This window comes from Rhodoferax sp. EU05-FHT12H12 (assembly GCF_058791215.1).
Genome location: NZ_JBYTDI010000003.1, coordinates 382,857 through 398,436, shown reverse-complemented (window position 1 = coordinate 398,436; position 15,580 = coordinate 382,857). Strand labels below are relative to the sequence as shown.

General features: G+C 63.4%; 14 protein-coding genes and 1 tRNA gene. 6 read left to right on the top strand and 9 right to left on the bottom strand.

The window, feature by feature from the left end; translation table 11 throughout:
* Positions 1 to 91: 91 nt before the first annotated feature.
* The 3 genes from AC3WS7_RS11325 to AC3WS7_RS11315 are packed head-to-tail and all read right to left on the bottom strand — an operon-like array spanning position 92 to position 3,738.
* Positions 92 to 910, bottom strand: coding sequence for an enoyl-CoA hydratase/isomerase family protein (locus AC3WS7_RS11325; protein WP_492656545.1), 819 nt, complete (start codon positions 908 to 910; stop codon positions 92 to 94).
* A 29-nt stretch (positions 911 to 939) separates the two neighbouring features.
* Positions 940 to 2,091 carry an acyl-CoA dehydrogenase family protein gene (locus AC3WS7_RS11320; RefSeq protein WP_492656409.1) on the bottom strand — a complete coding sequence of 384 codons (1,152 nt, stop codon included), beginning with the start codon at positions 2,089 to 2,091 and terminating at the stop codon, positions 940 to 942.
* Positions 2,092 to 2,127: 36 nt separating this feature from the next.
* Entirely contained in the window at positions 2,128 to 3,738 is a 1,611-nt protein-coding gene (locus AC3WS7_RS11315; RefSeq protein ID WP_492656408.1) for an acyl-CoA carboxylase subunit beta, read from the bottom strand.
* 152 nt (positions 3,739 to 3,890) lie between these two features.
* Between AC3WS7_RS11315 and AC3WS7_RS11310 the strand changes: the two genes are divergently transcribed.
* Both AC3WS7_RS11310 and AC3WS7_RS11305 read left to right on the top strand, forming a co-directional pair.
* Positions 3,891 to 4,187, top strand: a complete 297-nt coding sequence (locus tag AC3WS7_RS11310) for an SCP2 sterol-binding domain-containing protein (protein WP_296468916.1) — start codon at positions 3,891 to 3,893, stop codon at positions 4,185 to 4,187.
* Between the two features lie 4 nt (positions 4,188 to 4,191).
* Positions 4,192 to 4,650, top strand: a complete 459-nt coding sequence (locus AC3WS7_RS11305) for a MerR family transcriptional regulator (RefSeq protein ID WP_492656407.1) — start codon at positions 4,192 to 4,194, stop codon at positions 4,648 to 4,650.
* 80 nt (positions 4,651 to 4,730) lie between these two features.
* On the opposite strand, the gene AC3WS7_RS11300 is transcribed toward AC3WS7_RS11305, so the two are convergent.
* The gene (locus tag AC3WS7_RS11300) at positions 4,731 to 6,809 is read right to left on the bottom strand and encodes an AsmA family protein (protein ID WP_492656406.1); all 2,079 of its coding nucleotides are present in this window, start codon (positions 6,807 to 6,809) and stop codon (positions 4,731 to 4,733) included.
* Positions 6,810 to 7,042: 233 nt separating this feature from the next.
* Here AC3WS7_RS11300 and AC3WS7_RS11295 point away from each other — a divergent pair, with 233 nt between their 5' ends.
* Positions 7,043 to 7,363 (top strand): hypothetical protein, encoded by a 321-nt coding sequence (locus tag AC3WS7_RS11295; RefSeq protein WP_492656405.1) that lies wholly within the window; start codon positions 7,043 to 7,045, stop codon positions 7,361 to 7,363.
* Positions 7,364 to 7,398: 35 nt separating this feature from the next.
* Here the strand turns inward: AC3WS7_RS11295 and AC3WS7_RS11290 are convergent, their stop codons facing one another.
* From AC3WS7_RS11290 to hrcA, 3 genes are all read right to left on the bottom strand, one after another.
* Entirely contained in the window at positions 7,399 to 7,785 is a 387-nt protein-coding gene (locus tag AC3WS7_RS11290; RefSeq protein WP_296468908.1) for a translational machinery protein, read from the bottom strand.
* 134 nt (positions 7,786 to 7,919) lie between these two features.
* Positions 7,920 to 7,996: transfer RNA gene (locus AC3WS7_RS11285), tRNA-Ile, on the bottom strand.
* A gap of 34 nt (positions 7,997 to 8,030) precedes the next feature.
* On the bottom strand, positions 8,031 to 9,035 hold the full coding sequence (gene hrcA / locus AC3WS7_RS11280; RefSeq protein ID WP_492656404.1) for a heat-inducible transcriptional repressor HrcA: 1,005 nt from the start codon (positions 9,033 to 9,035) through the stop codon (positions 8,031 to 8,033).
* A 39-nt stretch (positions 9,036 to 9,074) separates the two neighbouring features.
* Here hrcA and AC3WS7_RS11275 point away from each other — a divergent pair, with 39 nt between their 5' ends.
* From AC3WS7_RS11275 to rapZ, 3 genes are read left to right on the top strand one after another with little or no spacing between them, the layout of a single operon-like run.
* Positions 9,075 to 9,971, top strand: a complete 897-nt coding sequence (locus AC3WS7_RS11275; protein ID WP_296468905.1) for an NAD kinase — start codon at positions 9,075 to 9,077, stop codon at positions 9,969 to 9,971.
* A gap of 20 nt (positions 9,972 to 9,991) precedes the next feature.
* Positions 9,992 to 11,641 carry a DNA repair protein RecN gene (recN, locus tag AC3WS7_RS11270; RefSeq protein ID WP_492656403.1) on the top strand — a complete coding sequence of 550 codons (1,650 nt, stop codon included), beginning with the start codon at positions 9,992 to 9,994 and terminating at the stop codon, positions 11,639 to 11,641.
* Positions 11,641 to 12,513: an RNase adapter RapZ gene (gene rapZ / locus AC3WS7_RS11265; protein ID WP_492656402.1), complete on the top strand. Its 873-nt coding sequence runs from the start codon at positions 11,641 to 11,643 to the stop codon at positions 12,511 to 12,513. Before recN ends, rapZ begins: the two co-directional genes overlap by 1 nt.
* Before the next feature lie 27 nt (positions 12,514 to 12,540).
* Here the strand turns inward: rapZ and mutY are convergent, their stop codons facing one another.
* Both mutY and AC3WS7_RS11255 read right to left on the bottom strand, forming a co-directional pair.
* Positions 12,541 to 13,584: an A/G-specific adenine glycosylase gene (mutY, locus tag AC3WS7_RS11260; RefSeq protein WP_492656544.1), complete on the bottom strand. Its 1,044-nt coding sequence runs from the start codon at positions 13,582 to 13,584 to the stop codon at positions 12,541 to 12,543.
* Complete coding sequence (locus AC3WS7_RS11255; RefSeq protein ID WP_296468897.1) at positions 13,581 to 15,560, bottom strand: dynamin family protein; 1,980 nt, start codon at positions 15,558 to 15,560, stop codon at positions 13,581 to 13,583. Before AC3WS7_RS11255 ends, mutY begins: the two co-directional genes overlap by 4 nt.
* Between the last annotated feature and the right edge of the window lie 20 nt (positions 15,561 to 15,580).

Below are 15,580 nucleotides of genomic sequence, written 5' to 3'. Positions count from 1 at the left end.
GTAAAGGAGGAGCCCGCGCAGCGGGCGGGGGACACGAAGCAAAACGCTCTGCCGCCCAGGCTCTGCGAGGCCATCCGTGGTTTGGAAAATGTCATGTCACAGCCCATTGGGGTTTGCGTTTCTGAATGAAGGCCGTCATGCCCTCTTGCCCCTCGGGCCCTTGGGCCGCGTGGGAAAAGATGGCAGCAGCCTCGGTGACCAAATCAGCCGCAGCGGTAAAACGCGCCTTGCGCATCAGCGCCTTGGTGGCAGCCAAAGCGCCTGGCGCGCACGCCAATATGTCGGCCAAGGTCGTGTCCAACGCGGCCGCAATACCTTCGGAGGTTGTCACCGCATGCACCAGCCCCACCGCCAGCGCACCTGCAGCATCGAGCCGACCACCAGTCACAGCCAAGCGCTTGGCCTGCGAGTAACCCAGGCGCTCCACCAAAAACGGAGCAATCTGCGCAGGCACCACACCCAGCGATGTCTCAGGCAGGCGAAAGGCTGCGGTGTCGCTGGCAAGGGCCACATCGGCCACGCAAGCCAGACCAAAACCACCGCCCATGACCGTGCCCTCCAGCACCGCCACCACGGCCAATGGTGTGTTGGCATAGGCGGCACACAGGTGGCCAAAGGCGGCGTTCACCTCGGCAATCGGATCCGGCTCGCCCTCGGCGCGTTGCATGGCCCGCATGCGTGCACCGGCCATGTCTTTCAGATCGGCCCCAGCACAGAAGTGCCCGCCCTCGCCTCGCAGCACCACCACACGCACTGCACCGGGCGTGCCTGCCGTGGCCTCCGCCGCGCGCAGCACCTGCTGCAGCTCAGCCACCATCTGCAACGACATGGCGTTGCGCACCTCCGGTCGATTCAAGCAAATATGCAGGCTAGCGCCCGTGGATACTGCGCAAACAGCTCCTAATTGCATAGCATCCAGTTTTTGCTGCATGGTCCGCATCAGGCTTTGCCAGGCAAGGTGCCTTCGAGCTTGCAGATGATGCCCAGCATGATCTCGTCGGCGCCACCGCCAATGGAGATCAGGCGGCTGTCGCGGTAGGCCTGCGAGATGGGGTTGTCCGCCGTGAAGCCCATGCCACCCCAATATTGCAGACAACTATCCGCCACTTCACGCGACAGGCGCCCTGCCTTGAGCTTGGCCATGGAGGCCAGCTTGGTCACATCCTTGCCGCCCACATACGACTCCACTGCGCGGTAGGTCAGTGCGCGCAGGGCCTCCACCTCGGTGCGCAACTCGGCCAGGCGGAAATGCACCACCTGGTTGTTCAGAATCGGCTGGCCAAAGGTCTTGCGCTCGCGGGTATAGGCAATGGTCTGGTCGATCAGGTTGTCCAGCGAGCGCAGGCTGCCCGCAGCACCATACAAGCGCTCTTCCTGAAACTGCAACATTTGCAGCATGAAGCCCATGCCCTCCTGGCCAATCAGGTTGCGCTGGGGCACGCGCACGTTGTCAAAGAACAGCTGGGCCGTGTCGCTGCTGTGCATGCCGATCTTCTCGATCTTCTGGCGCGTGATGCCGGGCGCATCCATGGGCACGATGATGAGCGACTTGTTTTTGTGCACCGCGCCTTCGCTGGTGTTGGCCAGCAGGCAGCACCAGTCGGCCTGCATGCCGTTGGTGATCCACATCTTGGAGCCGTTGATGACGTAGTCACCACCGTCTTTGTGCGCCGTGGTCTTGAGCGCCGCCACGTCCGAGCCGCCACCGGCCTCGCTCACACCGATGCAGCCCACCATGTCGCCCGCAATGGCCGGGGCCAGGTAGGCCGCGCGCAGCTCGTCACTGCCAAAACGTGCCAGCGCGGGGGTGCACATATCGGTCTGCACACCAATGGCCATGGGCACACCGCCCACATTGCAGTCGCCCAGGGCCTCGGCCGCCACCATGGAGTAGCTGAAGTCCAGCCCCATGCCACCAAATTCGGTGGGGTACTTGATGCCCAAGAGGCCCAGGTCCCCCATCTTCTTGAAGAGTGCGTGCGCGGGGAAGATGCCCGCCTTCTCCCACTCGGCGGTGAAGGGGTTGATCTCGTTGGCAACAAACCTGCGCACGGTGTCGGAGATTTGGGTGTGTTCTGGTGTGAATTTCATGGGTGTCTTCTCGGGTCGTTGTTATGGGGTTTGCAATCAGAGGCGGGCCACGCCAAAGGTGTTGGCGTTGAGCTTGCGTTGCTCTGCCTCGGCGGCCAGCGCCAGGCACAAGCCCAGCAAGCGGCGCGTGTCGCGCGGGTCAATGATTCCGTCGTCCCACAGCCGGGCGGTGCCAAACAGCGCTGCGCTCTCCTTGTCCAGGCGCAGGCGCAAGCCGTCGGACATGGCCTTGAGCGCCTCGTCATTGGCCTCCATGCCCATGCGCTCCACCTTGGCGCGGTTGACGATGTCCATCACCTTGGCGGCCTGGGCACCGCCCATCACCGCGGTACGCGCGGTGGGCCAGCTGAAGATGAAGCGCGGATCAAACCCGCGCCCGCACATGCCGTAGTTGCCCGCGCCATACGAGCCGCCCAGCACCACGGTGAATTTGGGCACGCGCGCGTTGGCCACCGCCTGAATCATCTTGCTGCCATGCTTGATGGCGCCTCCGCGCTCGGCAGCAGAGCCCACCATATACCCCGTGGTGTTTTGCAAAAAGATGAGCGGCGTGCCGCTCTGGTCACACAGCTGGATGAACTGCGCCGCCTTGGTGGAACCCGTGGGCTGGATGGGCCCGTTGTTGCCCAGAATGCCGACCAGACGCCCCTCAATGCGCGCGTGGCCGCACATCATCTCGGGCGCATAACTCGCCTTGAATTCGAGAAAGTCGGAGCCATCCACCAAGCGCGCAATCACCTCACGCACGTCGTAGGGCTCGCGTTCATCCGCAGGCACGATGCCCATGAGTTCCTGCTCATCAAACAGCGGCGCAGCAAACGCTGTGGCTGCGGGGGTGGTGTCCCAGTTCAGCTTGTCCATCAGCTCGCGCGTCATGGCGATGGCATGGGCGTCGTCCTCGGTCAGGTACTCGCCCAGGCCGGTCACTTGCGCATGCATCTCGGCACCGCCCAGCTCGTCGTCGGTGCAGTCCTCGCCCATGGCGGCCTTCACCAGCGGCGGGCCGGCCAGGTAGATGCTGCTGCGCCCGCGCACCAGCACCACGTAGTCCGACAGGCCCGGCAGATACGCACCGCCCGCCGTGCTGGAGCCATGCACCACCGAGATCTGCGGAATGCCCGCGGCTGACATGCGCGCCTGGTTGGCAAAGCTGCGCCCGCCTTCCACAAAAATTTCGGCCTGATACATCAGGTTGGCGCCGCCGCTCTCCACCAGGTAGATGACGGGCAACTTGTTCTCCAGCGCAATCTCCTGCGCGCGCAGCGCTTTCTTCAAGCCCATGGGCGCCACGGTGCCGCCCTTCACCGCGCTGTCGCTGGCGGACACGATGCAGCGCCGTCCTGCCACCACGCCAATGCCGACGATGGAGCCGCCGCCCAGCACAGCGTTCTTGCCGTCGTCGTCGTGCATGTTCAGGCCCGCCAGGCGGCTGAGCTCCAGAAATGGTGTGCCGCGGTCCAGCAAGCGGGCCACACGTTCACGCGGCAGCAGTTGCTTGCGCTTCTCGAACTTCTCTCGCTTGGATTCAGACTCGGCAATCACCAGGCCTTCCAGGCGCTGCACCTCGGCCAGCAGCTCGGTCATGCGCAGGGCATTGGCCGCAAAGCCGGCCGAGCGGGGGTTGATCTTGGAGCGGAGAGCGGGCATGGCAACAGGTCCTTCAAAGGTCTTGTCGCATTAGAGGCCACGGTTACGTTAACGTCAACCTGTTGCCGTATAGGTGTTTTCACTATGCTTTACGTTATGCTGCGCGGATACCATCCAGCCCGAACCTCCCTCCAACTCTCAAGGAAACCACCATGTCCCTCGCCTCCGCAACCGAAGCCATCCGCGCCAAAGTGGGCGCCGACAGCGGCCTCAACGCCACCCTGAAGTTCGACATGGGCGCCGACGGCGTGATCGTCATCGACGGCATGAGCACCCCCAACAGCGTGAGCAACGACAACACCGATGCCGATTGCACCGTGGGCATCACGCTGGAGAACCTGCAAGCCCTGTTGGACGGCGACCTGGAACCTGCCACCGGCTTCATGGCCGGCAAGCTCAAGGTCAGTGGCGATATGGGCGTCGCCATGCGCCTGCAACGTGTCATTTAAGCCCGTGACCACCGACACCGCGGTGGCAGACGCGCAGGCCTTCGTCGCCTCCCACCGCGACGAGGGCACGGCCGAGCTGTTCGGCATCACCGAGCTGTGCCGCGAGTTCGGCATCACGCTGCGCGCGCTGCGCTTCTACGAAGACAAGGGCCTGCTCAGCCCACGCCGCATCAACGGCGCACGCGTCTACACCCGGCGTGACCGCGCGCGCCTGGCGCTCATCCTGCGCGCCAAGGCCATTGGCTCACCGCTGTCCGAGATCAAGCGTTACCTGGACTTGTATGGCGACCAGGGCGAAGGCCGCGTGCAGCAACTGCAGTACGTCATCGAACGCACCGACGCCGAGATTGCCGACCTGGAAACGAAGCGCGCCCAGATCGACGCCACGCTAGCCGAACTGCGCGTCATCAACGCCAGTTGCCGCGGTCATCTGGCCGAGCGCGAACGTTCGGGTAAAAAATAAGCCAAATTGGCCTCTAGTCCCCGTGGATATTGCACGAATAGCTCCTAAAAAAGGAGCATTTTCGTGTCTGGCAGCAGGAATTATTTGCCCAGCAAGCCTTTGAACAGGTCCTTGGCCTTGTCCTTCACGGCCTCTTCGGCCTTGGCCTTGATCTCCTGCTTCTTCTCTTCCACCTTGGCCTTGGTGGCGTCTTCCAGCATGGCGCCGAATTCGATCTTGTAGCTCAGGGCTTCAAAGGGGCCACTCACGCGCACCGGCACGCTCAGGCCCTTGAGTTGGCCGGCCTCCTTGCCGCCCTGCCCTTCACCGCTGGCCACCACCGTGGCCTTGGCCAGGTAGTTCATCTGGCCTGCGCCCACATCCACATCGCCCGCGCCGCCCAGGCGGATGAAGGGGGACTTCATCGCCAGGTCCTCGTTGTGCGCCACGCCGTTGGCGATCTTGAAGGAGCCGGTCAACTCCGAGAAATCGGTCTTCTGGTTCGCATTGGCCGCCTGCGTGCTGTCGGCCTGGCCCAGCTTGGCTTTCACATCGCGCAGGCTTTGCGCGAGGTTGATGCCTTTGATGGCGCCGTCTTTGAGCGCCAGCGACGCACTGCCGCCCAGTGCCTTCTTCATGGCGCCCACCGTGTCACCGCGGGTGTTGATGTCCAGCGTCACATTGCCCTTGCCCTCCAGCAGGTCCTTGGCCACCAGGTCTTTCATCAGCGGGTTGATGCTGATGCCCACCATCGCCTGCTTGATGGCCACCGCGTTGCCATTGGCATTGACCGACAGGCTGCCGCTGGTGCTGCCCTCGTACAGGTTCAGCGACAGGGGCGCCACGTCCAGCTTGCCACCAGCCAGCGCCAGTTTGGCGTTGATCTTCTCCAGCTTCAGGTGGGACACCTGCAGCGCGCCAATGCGGATGGCGCCGTTCACCGTGTGCCCCTTGAGCGCGCTCAGGTCCATGGGCGCCTCTTTGCCGGCAGTGGCTTCTTTGGCGGGTGCTGCGGCAGCGGGCTTGGGTGGCAGGTACTTGTCCACGTTGAGCGTGTCCACGTCCAGGTCAAACGCCAGCACCAGCGGCGCAAACTTGGCCACCTTCACGCTGGTGGCGATCTTGGATTCGTCAAACTGCGTGGCCAACTCCAATGCAGCGGTTTGCTGCAGCGCGTCCACCTTCAGGCTGCCATTGACGGGGAGTGTCACGCTCTTCATGGGCATGCCGGGGTGGGCCAGGTCCAGACTGCCAGCAAGCTTGGCCAGCACCACACTTTGCCCGGCCACGTTCACCGCTACGGGCGAACTCAGTTGGCCCTTGATGGCCGCATCGCCCGCCTTGGCATCCAGCTTCAGCGCCAGGCTGGCAATCTTCAGCACATCGGCATTGCCCTGTACGCCGTTCAACACCAGGTTCACCGTGGCGTTGCGGCCCACACCTTGCAGCGTGGCCGACAGCGTGATGGCCTTACCCCCTGATGTCTCGGGCGACAGGCTGAGCTGGGGCGCGTCCAGCGCCACCGTAAATGCGTCGGTGCCGCTCTGGCCCTTGGCCGACAGGCTGAGCTTGTCTACCGCAGCCGTCTTCTTGCCCGTGTCCGCCAGCACCTGGCCGGTAGACAGGCTCAGATTCGACAACACGGTGCTGCTGCCCGCCTTTTCATCGCGCCACGTCAATTGGGCGTTGGCAATGCGGATACTGGAAACATCAATCTGCAGCGGCTCGGCCGGCTCGGCCGGCTTGGCAGGTTCAGCGGGCTTGCCCGCTTCGGGCGGCGTGGGCTGGCCCAGCAGGTCGGCAATGTTCAGCGTGCCGTCTTTTTTCTTCACCAGCGTGAGCTTCAGGCCTTCGATGTCCAACGCACGCACCTGCACTTGCTTGCTCAGCAGCGGCATCAGCGCCACCGAGATGCGGGCCGATTGCAGCGCGGCAAACTCGTCTTTGCTGGCGTGCTCGGAGAGCGTCACGCCGTCCAACTGAATGCCCACATTCGGCCACACCGAGAGCTTGGGCTGGCCCGCAATCACCAACGTGCGCTGCTTCTGCTCCAGCACCGTGCGGCTGATCTCGGCCTTGATCTTGTCGCCATCAAACAAGGCGTAGAGCACGCCCACAGCCAGGGCCAGCAGGCCCACGATGGCGATGACAGCCAACCCAACAACGCGAAGCGCCTTCATGAAAAGTCCTTGTGCAAAAGGGCGAACCCGATGCGAACCATTCTATTTCTGCAATCCGCATGCGCCCGCCCCCGCATGTGCGGTATTGCGCAGTAACGCTTTGTAATTGCTGGCACAACGCTTTGCCAAAGTGACGCTTTGTCAGACAGCCTTCACACGCGCAGGGCACACTGCGGACATGAGTTACCACAACGCACCCGAGTGCGGCGTCGGTAACCACAAGGACTGACGACATGCGCATCAAAAACAGCTTCTGGAATTTTTTGGCTCCCGAGCCCCTGGAGAGCCCTGAGGACGCCCTCGAGAAAATCCGCAACGCCATGCTGAGCGTGGTGCGCAGCTACTGCCGTGCGGCGGACTTCCACCTGGAGTTCAAGATCAGCTACGCACGCGACGTGGGCGAACTTTGGTATTTGCGCTCCGACCTCATGCAAGCCCTGTGCGACCACCAAGACGAAACCCGCGCCCATGCACTCATGGTCGGGGTGACCACCCTGTTTGTAGGGCACCACCCGGCCGCGGTGAACTCCAAATTCAAACAGCAACAGCGCTAGGCCGCAGCCCGCGGCGCCGCCGTAGCAGGGCGGGCTCAGGCCAGCATCTGGTCCTTGGCCACAAAGTACTTGCGGGCATAGGCCACCAATTGCGCGTCGCTGGGGTGGTCAATGCTCTCCACACCCACCACCTTGTCCCCCACTTGCGGGTCGTGGCTGTGCAGATGTTTGATGAGTTGCAGCTTGGCCTGCGCCGGACCCACCACCAGAACTTCCTCCGCGCCCTTCAGCGCCTCGGCAATGGCGTGGTAGTACTGCTTGTCTTCCGCGGCCTTGCCGGAGCCCACCACGCCACCCTTGGCGTGTACCTGCGAATGCGGGTGCTTGGGGCGCACGACGGATGCTTCCACATCATCCGGCGCAATGTGCATGACATGCGCCTCCGAATGATCGAGCCAGACAACTGCGTGGTAATGCGACATGGTGTGTTCCCTTTCAAAAGAAGTACACCTGCAGGGTAGTCTTATCCAAGACCGAACACCTTGCGCAAAGTCAACTCAACCACGGACACAAAAAAAGCCTGCGGTCCGGGGAACAACAGGCTTGGTGCATGGAATGGTAGGGCGTCACGGACTTGAACCGTGGACCAAAGGATTATGAGTCCTCTGCTCTAACCAACTGAGCTAACGCCCCAACCGAAGCGCGGATTGTACCGGGGTGGCGCGGGCTATTTGTGGTGGCTCAGCGCGTTGCTCACCAGCTTGGAGGTGATGTCCACGATCTGGATCATGCGGTCGTAGGCCATGCGCGTGGGGCCAATCACGCCCAGCGTGCCGACCACTTTGCCGTCCACCTCGTAGGGGCTGCTGACGATGGACAGGTCTTCAAAAGGCACCACCTGGCTCTCGCCGCCAATGAAGATGCGCACGCCTTCGGCCTGGCCGGTCACGTCCAGCAGGCGCATGAGTTGGGCTTTTTGCTCAAACAGGTCAAACGCACGGCGCAGGTGGCCCATGTCGCTGGAAAAGTCAGACACCGAGAGCAGATTGCGTTCGCCAGAGATCACCACCTCATCCTGCGACTCGCTGATGGCCTCGGAGCTGGCGTGCACAGCAGCCTGCATCAGGGTGGCAATCTCGCTGCGCAGGCTGTCCACCTCGTTTTGCAGGCGCTTGCGCACCTCTTCGATCTCCAGCCCGGCGTAGTGGGTGTTGAGGAAGTTGGCGCCCTCCACCAATTGGCTTTGGGCGTAGTCCACCTCGGTGTAGATGACGCGGTTTTGCACATCGCCATCGGGCGACACGATGATGACCAAGAGCCGCTTTTCGGACAGGCGCAAGAATTCGATGTGCCGAAACGCCGAGGTGCGGCGCGGCGAGATGACCACGCCCACAAACTGCGAGAGGCTGGACAAGAGGTTGGCCGCGTTGGAGATGACACGTTGCGGCTGGTCGGGTGCCAGGCTGTGGGTGGGCATATGGCCCTGCTGCACGGTGAGCATGGTGTCCACAAACAGGCGGTAGCCGCGTGCGGTGGGAATGCGTCCGGCCGAGGTGTGGGGGCTGACGATGAGGCCCAAATCCTCCAGGTCCGCCATGACGTTGCGGATGGTGGCGGGGGATAGTTCCAGGCCCGAGGCCTTGGACAAGGTGCGGCTGCCAACGGGTAGTCCATCGGCGATATAACGCTCGACCAGCGCCTTCATCAACAACTTGGAACGATCATCGAGCATGCGGCCATTTTAGTAACCTATTTAGTGTCTAATTTGCGCATGTTGTCCCAATTTAGGCATGTCGCTCTGATCGGCAAGTACCAATCCACCGGCACCAGCGCTGCGGGGGCGTCGTCCCGCAAATCGCTGGACGAGATTGCCCACTATTTGATGGACCAGGGCTGCGAGGTGGTGATTGAGGCAGACACCGCCACCAATACGGGCCTGAGCAACTACACCACCCTGGATGTGGCTGGCATTGGCAGCCATTGCGACCTGGCCCTGGTGGTGGGCGGCGACGGCACCATGCTGGGCATTGGCCGCCAGCTGGCGCGCTACCGGGTGCCGCTGATCGGCATCAACTCCGGGCGACTGGGGTTTATTACCGACATCCGCTTCGAACAGTACACAACCACCTTGGCCCCCATGTTGGCCGGCCACTACGAGGTGGACGACCGCGCCCTGATGCATGCGCGTGTGATGCGCGACGGCCACTGCGTGTTTGAGGCCGAGGCCATGAACGACGTGGTGGTGAACCGCGGCGCCACCTCGGGCATGGTGGAGCTGCGCGTGGAGGTGGACGGGCACTTTGTGGCCAACCAGCGGGCGGACGGGCTGATCATCGCCTCGCCCACGGGCTCCACCGCCTACGCCATGTCAGCCGGCGGGCCGCTGTTGCACCCCTCGATCGCCGCCTGGGTGATGGTGCCGATTGCCCCCCATACATTATCAAATAGGCCGATAGCCCTCGCCGATACTGCGCGGATAGCTATCGAAATCGTAGCAGGTCGCGATGCCAGTGCCAACTTTGACATGCAGAGCCTGGCCAGCCTGATGCACGGCGACCGCATTGAGGTGACCCGCTCGGAGCACAAGGTGCGCTTTTTGCATCCCGTGGGCTGGACCTACTTTGACACCCTGCGCCAGAAGATGCATTGGAATGAAGGGGTGGCCTGAGCGCCACCGGTAGTGAACCCATGGCACTCAAGCGAATTGTTCTCAGAGACTTTGTAATCGTCAGCGAGCTGGAGCTGGACCTCGAATCCGGCTTTTCGGTGCTGACGGGTGAAACCGGCGCAGGCAAATCCATCCTGATCGATGCGCTGCAACTGGTGACCGGCGCACGCGCCGACACCGGCGTGATCCGCGAAGGTGCGGCTCGCACCGATGTGAGCGCCGAGTTTGACAACGCACCGGGCTTGCAAGCCGTGCTGGACGAAGCGGGCTTTGAGTCCGGCGACTCCCTGCTGCTGCGCCGCACCGTGGACACACAAGGCAAAAGCCGCGCCTGGGTAAACGGCAGCCCCGCCACCGCGCAGCAACTGCGCACCATTGGCGAACAGCTGCTCGATATTCACGGCCAGCACGCCTGGCAGAGCCTGACCCGACCCGACGCCGTGCGCGGCCTGCTGGACGCCTACGCCAAGGTGGACACCAACGCGCTGAGTGGCCTGTGGACCACCTGGCGCCAGACCCAACAAGCCCTCACCCAAGCCCAAGCCGCCCAAGACAGCCTGCAGCGCGAGCGCGAGCGCCTGGCCTGGCAGATTGGCGAGGTCGACAAGCTCAACCCCGGCGCGGATGAGTGGCCTGAGCTCAACGCCAGCCACAGCCGCCTGGCCAACGGGCAGGCGCTGATTGACGCCGCCCAGGGCGCCGTCAACCTGCTGGAAGACGACGACACCAACGCCCTGGCGCCGCTGCACGCCGCCCTGCAGCTGCTGCAAGCCCAATCGCACCTGGAAGCCGAATTCAAAGACGCCATTGAGGCCCTGAACTCCAGCATCGCGCAGGTGGAAGACACCGTGCACAGCCTGCGCAGTTATGCCCGCCGTGCCGAGCTGGACCCCGAGCGCCTGGCCGAGCTGGACGAGCGCATGTCACTCTGGGTGAGCCTGGCGCGCCGCTACAAGCGAGCGCCCGAAGAGCTGGCCGAGCTGTGGGCGAGCTGGAAGACCGAGCTGGCCCAGCTGGACGCCGCGGCCGACCTCGACGGACTGCAAGCCAAAGAGCGCAAGGCCCAGGCCGCCTTCATGGCCGAGGCCAAAGCCCTTTCCAAACAACGCGCCAAGGCCGCGCCCCTGCTGGCCCAGAGCATCACCCAGGCCATGCAAGGCTTGGGCATGCAAGGCGGCCGGTTTGAAGTGGCGCTGGAACCTTTGACCCAACCCCAGGCCAGCGGCCTGGAAGATGTGCAGTTTCTGGCCGCAGGCCACGCCGGCAGCACACCGCGCCCGGTGGGCAAGGTGGCCTCGGGTGGTGAGCTGTCGCGCATGGCACTGGCCATTGCGGTGACCACCAGCCGCCTGGGCACGGCCCAGACCCTGATTTTTGACGAGGTGGACTCCGGTGTGGGCGGCGCAGTGGCCGAGACCGTGGGCCGCCTCATGCAGCAGCTGGGCAGCGACCGCCAGGTGCTGGCCGTGACCCACCTGCCCCAGGTAGCCGCCTGCGCGCACCACCACCTGGTGGTGTCCAAACAACTGCAAGGCAGCGCTACCCTGAGCACCGTGGCCCCCGTGGGCGGCGAGCAGCGCGTGGCCGAAATTGCCCGCATGTTGGGTGGCGAAAGACTCTCCAGCACCACGCTGGCCCATGCCAAAGAGATGCTGCAAGCGGGGGTGTGATGGAAATTGTGCTCATCACCGGCATGTCCGGCTCCGGCAAATCGGTGGCACTGAATGCGCTGGAGGACGCCGGTTTTTACTGCGTGGACAACCTGCCGCCCGAGCTGCTGCTGCCCTTTGTAGAGTTGGAGCAACAACACAACGCACCGCGCGTGGCCATTGCCATGGATGTGCGCAGTGCCACCTCCCTGCCCCTGGTCCCGCAGCAACTGGCCGCCGTGCGCGCGTTGGGCGTGGAGGTCAAGTCCCTGTTTCTGGATGCCACCACCGACACGCTGGTGCGACGCTATTCGGAGACACGGCGCAAGCACCCGCTGTCGCAGAACAGCTCGGACCACGGCGAACGCGACGAACGCCGCGCACTGGTCGACGCGATTGAACTGGAGCGAGAACTGCTGGCCGATCTGCGCGAGCAGGCGCATGTGATCGACTCCAGCATCATCCGCCCCTCACAGCTGCAGGGCTACGTGAAATCGCTGATTGCTGCACCGGGCGGGCAGCTAACGCTGGTGTTCCAGTCTTTTGCCTTCAAACGCGGTGTGCCCACCGATGCGGACTACATGTTTGACGTGCGCATGTTGCCCAACCCGCACTACGACCCCGAACTCAAACACCTGACGGGGCGCGACCAGCCGGTGATCGACTTTCTGAAAGCCCAAGAAGATGTGGAACGCATGCAGCACCACATCACCCATTTTCTGGAAAGCTGGCTGGATGCTCTGGCACGCGACCACCGCAGCTACGTGACAGTGGCCATTGGCTGCACGGGCGGGCAACACCGCTCGGTGTACCTGGTGGAGCAACTGGCCCGGCGCTTCCAGGACAGCTGGGTCACACTCAAGCGCCACCGCGAGATGGACGCCAAGGGATAGAGACCCCACTGGGGCGCGAGCTTCGGCCTAAGCCTCCAGCAGCTTGCGCACAGGGGCAGGCAGTCCTGCAGCGGCCCACTCTGCTGGCAAGAACCAGCCCCCTGCTCCCAAATCTATAGCTGCTTGCGCAATATCCATGCGGGCTACATGCATAAACAGGTCTTTATGTGTGAGCACGTGGATGAAGACCGGCAGCATTGCGAGGCGCTGAGCGGCCTGTGCTGGCAGCGCCGCACGCAAGGCGTCTTCGCTGTCAAACAGCGGGAAGCACTGCAGCCCCGCCCACACGCCGGGCGTGGGCCGCTTGGCCAGCCACACCGCACCATCCGCCCGCTGCACCCACAGCAGCCACAGACTTTGGCTGCTGCGCTTGAGCTTGCGGGTACGCACGGGGTAGCGCTCCGCGTCGCCGGCCTTGGCTGCAGCGCAATGGCTGTGCACCGGGCAGAGCAGGCAACTGGGCTTTTTGGGGCTGCACACGGTGGCCCCCAAGTCCATCATGCCTTGGGTGTAACGCGGCATGTCTGTCGCCGCGTTTTTGGCTGCGGGCAGCAGGCCGGTGGCGGCGTTCCACAGTTTCTTTTCGTTGGCGGAAGACGCCAGATCGGCATCAAAGCCCAGCACGCGGGTGACCACCCGCTTCACATTCGCGTCCAGAATCGCCACGCGTTCGCCGAAACACAGGGAGGCAATGGCCGCGGCGGTAGACCGGCCTATGCCGGGCAGCGTGGTCAGCGTGGCCGCGTCGCGCGGAAACTGGCCACCGTGCAGCTCCACCACCAGTTGCGCACAGCGGTGCAGGTTGCGCGCGCGGCTGTAGTAACCCAGGCCGCTCCACAGGCCCATCACTTCGTCGCTGCTGGCTGCGGCCAGGTCGGCCACGGTGGGGCAGCGCTCGAGGAATGTGGCAAAGTAGCCGATGACGGTGACCACCTGCGTCTGTTGCAGCATGATCTCGGACAGCCACACCCGGTAGGGGTCTTGGGTGTTTTGCCACGGCAGGGTGTTGCGCCCATGCTGGCGCTGCCAAGCCACCACCTGGGTGGCAAAGTTGCTAGCAGTCACACTCAGGCAATAACCACGTCCACCGCAGAAGCTGCAGCGGCCACCGCCATGAGTTTGGCAGCGTCCTGGGCCGCGATCAGGTAGTCGGTCAGTTCGGCCAGCTTGCTGTCGAGTTGGTCCAGTGCGGCCTCTTGCTGCACGATCTCAGCAATGCGGTCGTCCAGTCCGCCCGCGGCCTGGGAGATACGGTCAATGGCCTCGATGCGGCGGGCAAAGTTGCGGCGGCGTTCGCGCAACTGCGCGTCCAACTGGGCGGCGGCGGACTTGCTCCACAACTCCACTTCGCCCAGCGCGTTTTCGTGCACGGAGCGCAAACGGGTCGACAGCGCGCGCACCAGCCGGTCAGAAAACTCCGGCTGCGCGAGCTTGAACGCATTGCCCACGCCCAGGTACTGCAGATGGTTGCGTTCGATGGTGTCGAGCTCGGTTATGAAGTGGGCCATGGCCGGTTCGGCCGGTGCCTGCAGCGAAAAGCCATATTCACCGTTGAGCAGCTTGAAGCTGGCCACCAGCATGCTCTGGATCTCGGCACACAGGGCCTGCACTTTCTGCAGGTTGCCGCGCAGGCGGTCAAAGGTCTCCCCGTAGGCACGCTTCACACCCAGCTTCAGGCCCTTTTGCATCAGCGCATCGTTGAGCTGTGCCATCTCTTTCTTGAGCGCACTGGAGCCCAGGATGCCAAACACCTCACGCAGCAGCTTGAGGTGTACCGAGCGCACCGCGTGGATCTTGGCGCCACCTTGGTCAAACTCCGCCTGCTCTTGCGAGATGCGGTTGCGCATGTGTTTGATGACCGTGGCATTTTTGCCCTGCAGACCCTTGAGCTCCATGGTCTGCTCGGTCAGGTCGCGCTTGCGGATGTTGATGACGCGGCCGGTCTCGGTACGCAAACCGGTAATGCCATCGGCCATGGCCGCGCCCAGAATTTTCTGGCGCTTGCCCATCATGCCGCGGCCCAATACGTCTTCGAGCACAGGCAGGCAGCTGCGCTTGAGCAGTTCGTCGTCCTCCGTCACCTTGGCCACCAGCCCCTTTTGGGCCGACACTGCAATCACCTTGTCTTTGGGCAGGCCCAAAATCTCGGCGGTGCTGGCTTTTTGTCGGTCAATCTGGGTCTGGATTTGTGCGGGAGTGCTCAGTGCGTCCCACAACGTATCAATCTTGTTGAGCACCACCAGACGTGCGTCCGGGTCGGTCGACTCGGTGATCAGGTGTTCTCGCCAAATGGCCAGGTCAGACTTGGTCACGCCCGTATCGGCACCCAGCATGAAGACCACGGCATGCGCCTGCGGAATCAGGCTCACGGTCAGTTCAGGTTCGGCTCCAATGGCGTTGAGCCCTGGCGTGTCCAAGATCACCAGCCCCTGCTTGAGCAGCGGGTGGGCAATATTGATCAGCGCGTGGCGCCACTTGGGCACCTCCACCATGCCCTGCGCGTCGACCATGGGGTTGTCTTCAGGGGCCTGGCTGTGCCAGAAACCGAGCGCGCGTGCCTCGTCCTGGGTCACCTTGCGGGTCTCGGCCACTTTCTCCAGGGCCTTGGCCAACTGCTGGGGGTTGTTCACATCCAGGTCGATGCGGGTCCACTTCTCGGGCGCCATGCGCCATTCCATCAGCGCTTGCGGTTGCAGGCGCGTCTCGATCGGCAGCAGGCGCAGACAAGGGGGGACGTCGGCGTCGTAGCCCATTTCGGTAGGGCACATGGTGGTGCGGCCGGCACTGGCCGGCATGATGCGTCGGCCATACCCTGCAAAAAACAAGGCGTTGATCATCTCGGACTTGCCGCGTGAAAACTCGGCCACAAAGGCGACCATGACCTTGTCGGACCGCACCTGGCCTTCGAGGCGGCGCAATCGTTCCTCCACGCCAGCGTCCAGCAGGTCGTGGTCTTTCATCCACTCCCCCAGCAGTTTCAAGCGCAAGGCAAACTCACGGCGCCATGTGCCATGCTGGTCAAACTGATCGTTAAATGAAGTAGCCAAGAGTCCCCCGTGGAATCATT

Coding starts and splice junctions, on each gene's coding strand:
- AC3WS7_RS11295 (WP_492656405.1), top strand. CDS start 7,043: ATGCGCATCAAAAACAGCTTCTGGAATTTTTTGGCTCCCGAGCCCCTG.
- AC3WS7_RS11290 (WP_296468908.1), bottom strand. CDS start 7,785: ATGTCGCATTACCACGCAGTTGTCTGGCTCGATCATTCGGAGGCGCAT.
- rapZ (WP_492656402.1), top strand. CDS start 11,641: ATGGAAATTGTGCTCATCACCGGCATGTCCGGCTCCGGCAAATCGGTG.
- AC3WS7_RS11315 (WP_492656408.1), bottom strand. CDS start 3,738: ATGCCCGCTCTCCGCTCCAAGATCAACCCCCGCTCGGCCGGCTTTGCG.
- AC3WS7_RS11320 (WP_492656409.1), bottom strand. CDS start 2,091: ATGAAATTCACACCAGAACACACCCAAATCTCCGACACCGTGCGCAGG.
- AC3WS7_RS11300 (WP_492656406.1), bottom strand. CDS start 6,809: ATGAAGGCGCTTCGCGTTGTTGGGTTGGCTGTCATCGCCATCGTGGGC.
- hrcA (WP_492656404.1), bottom strand. CDS start 9,035: ATGCTCGATGATCGTTCCAAGTTGTTGATGAAGGCGCTGGTCGAGCGT.
- AC3WS7_RS11275 (WP_296468905.1), top strand. CDS start 9,075: ATGTTGTCCCAATTTAGGCATGTCGCTCTGATCGGCAAGTACCAATCC.
- recN (WP_492656403.1), top strand. CDS start 9,992: ATGGCACTCAAGCGAATTGTTCTCAGAGACTTTGTAATCGTCAGCGAG.
- AC3WS7_RS11325 (WP_492656545.1), bottom strand. CDS start 910: ATGCAATTAGGAGCTGTTTGCGCAGTATCCACGGGCGCTAGCCTGCAT.
- AC3WS7_RS11310 (WP_296468916.1), top strand. CDS start 3,891: ATGTCCCTCGCCTCCGCAACCGAAGCCATCCGCGCCAAAGTGGGCGCC.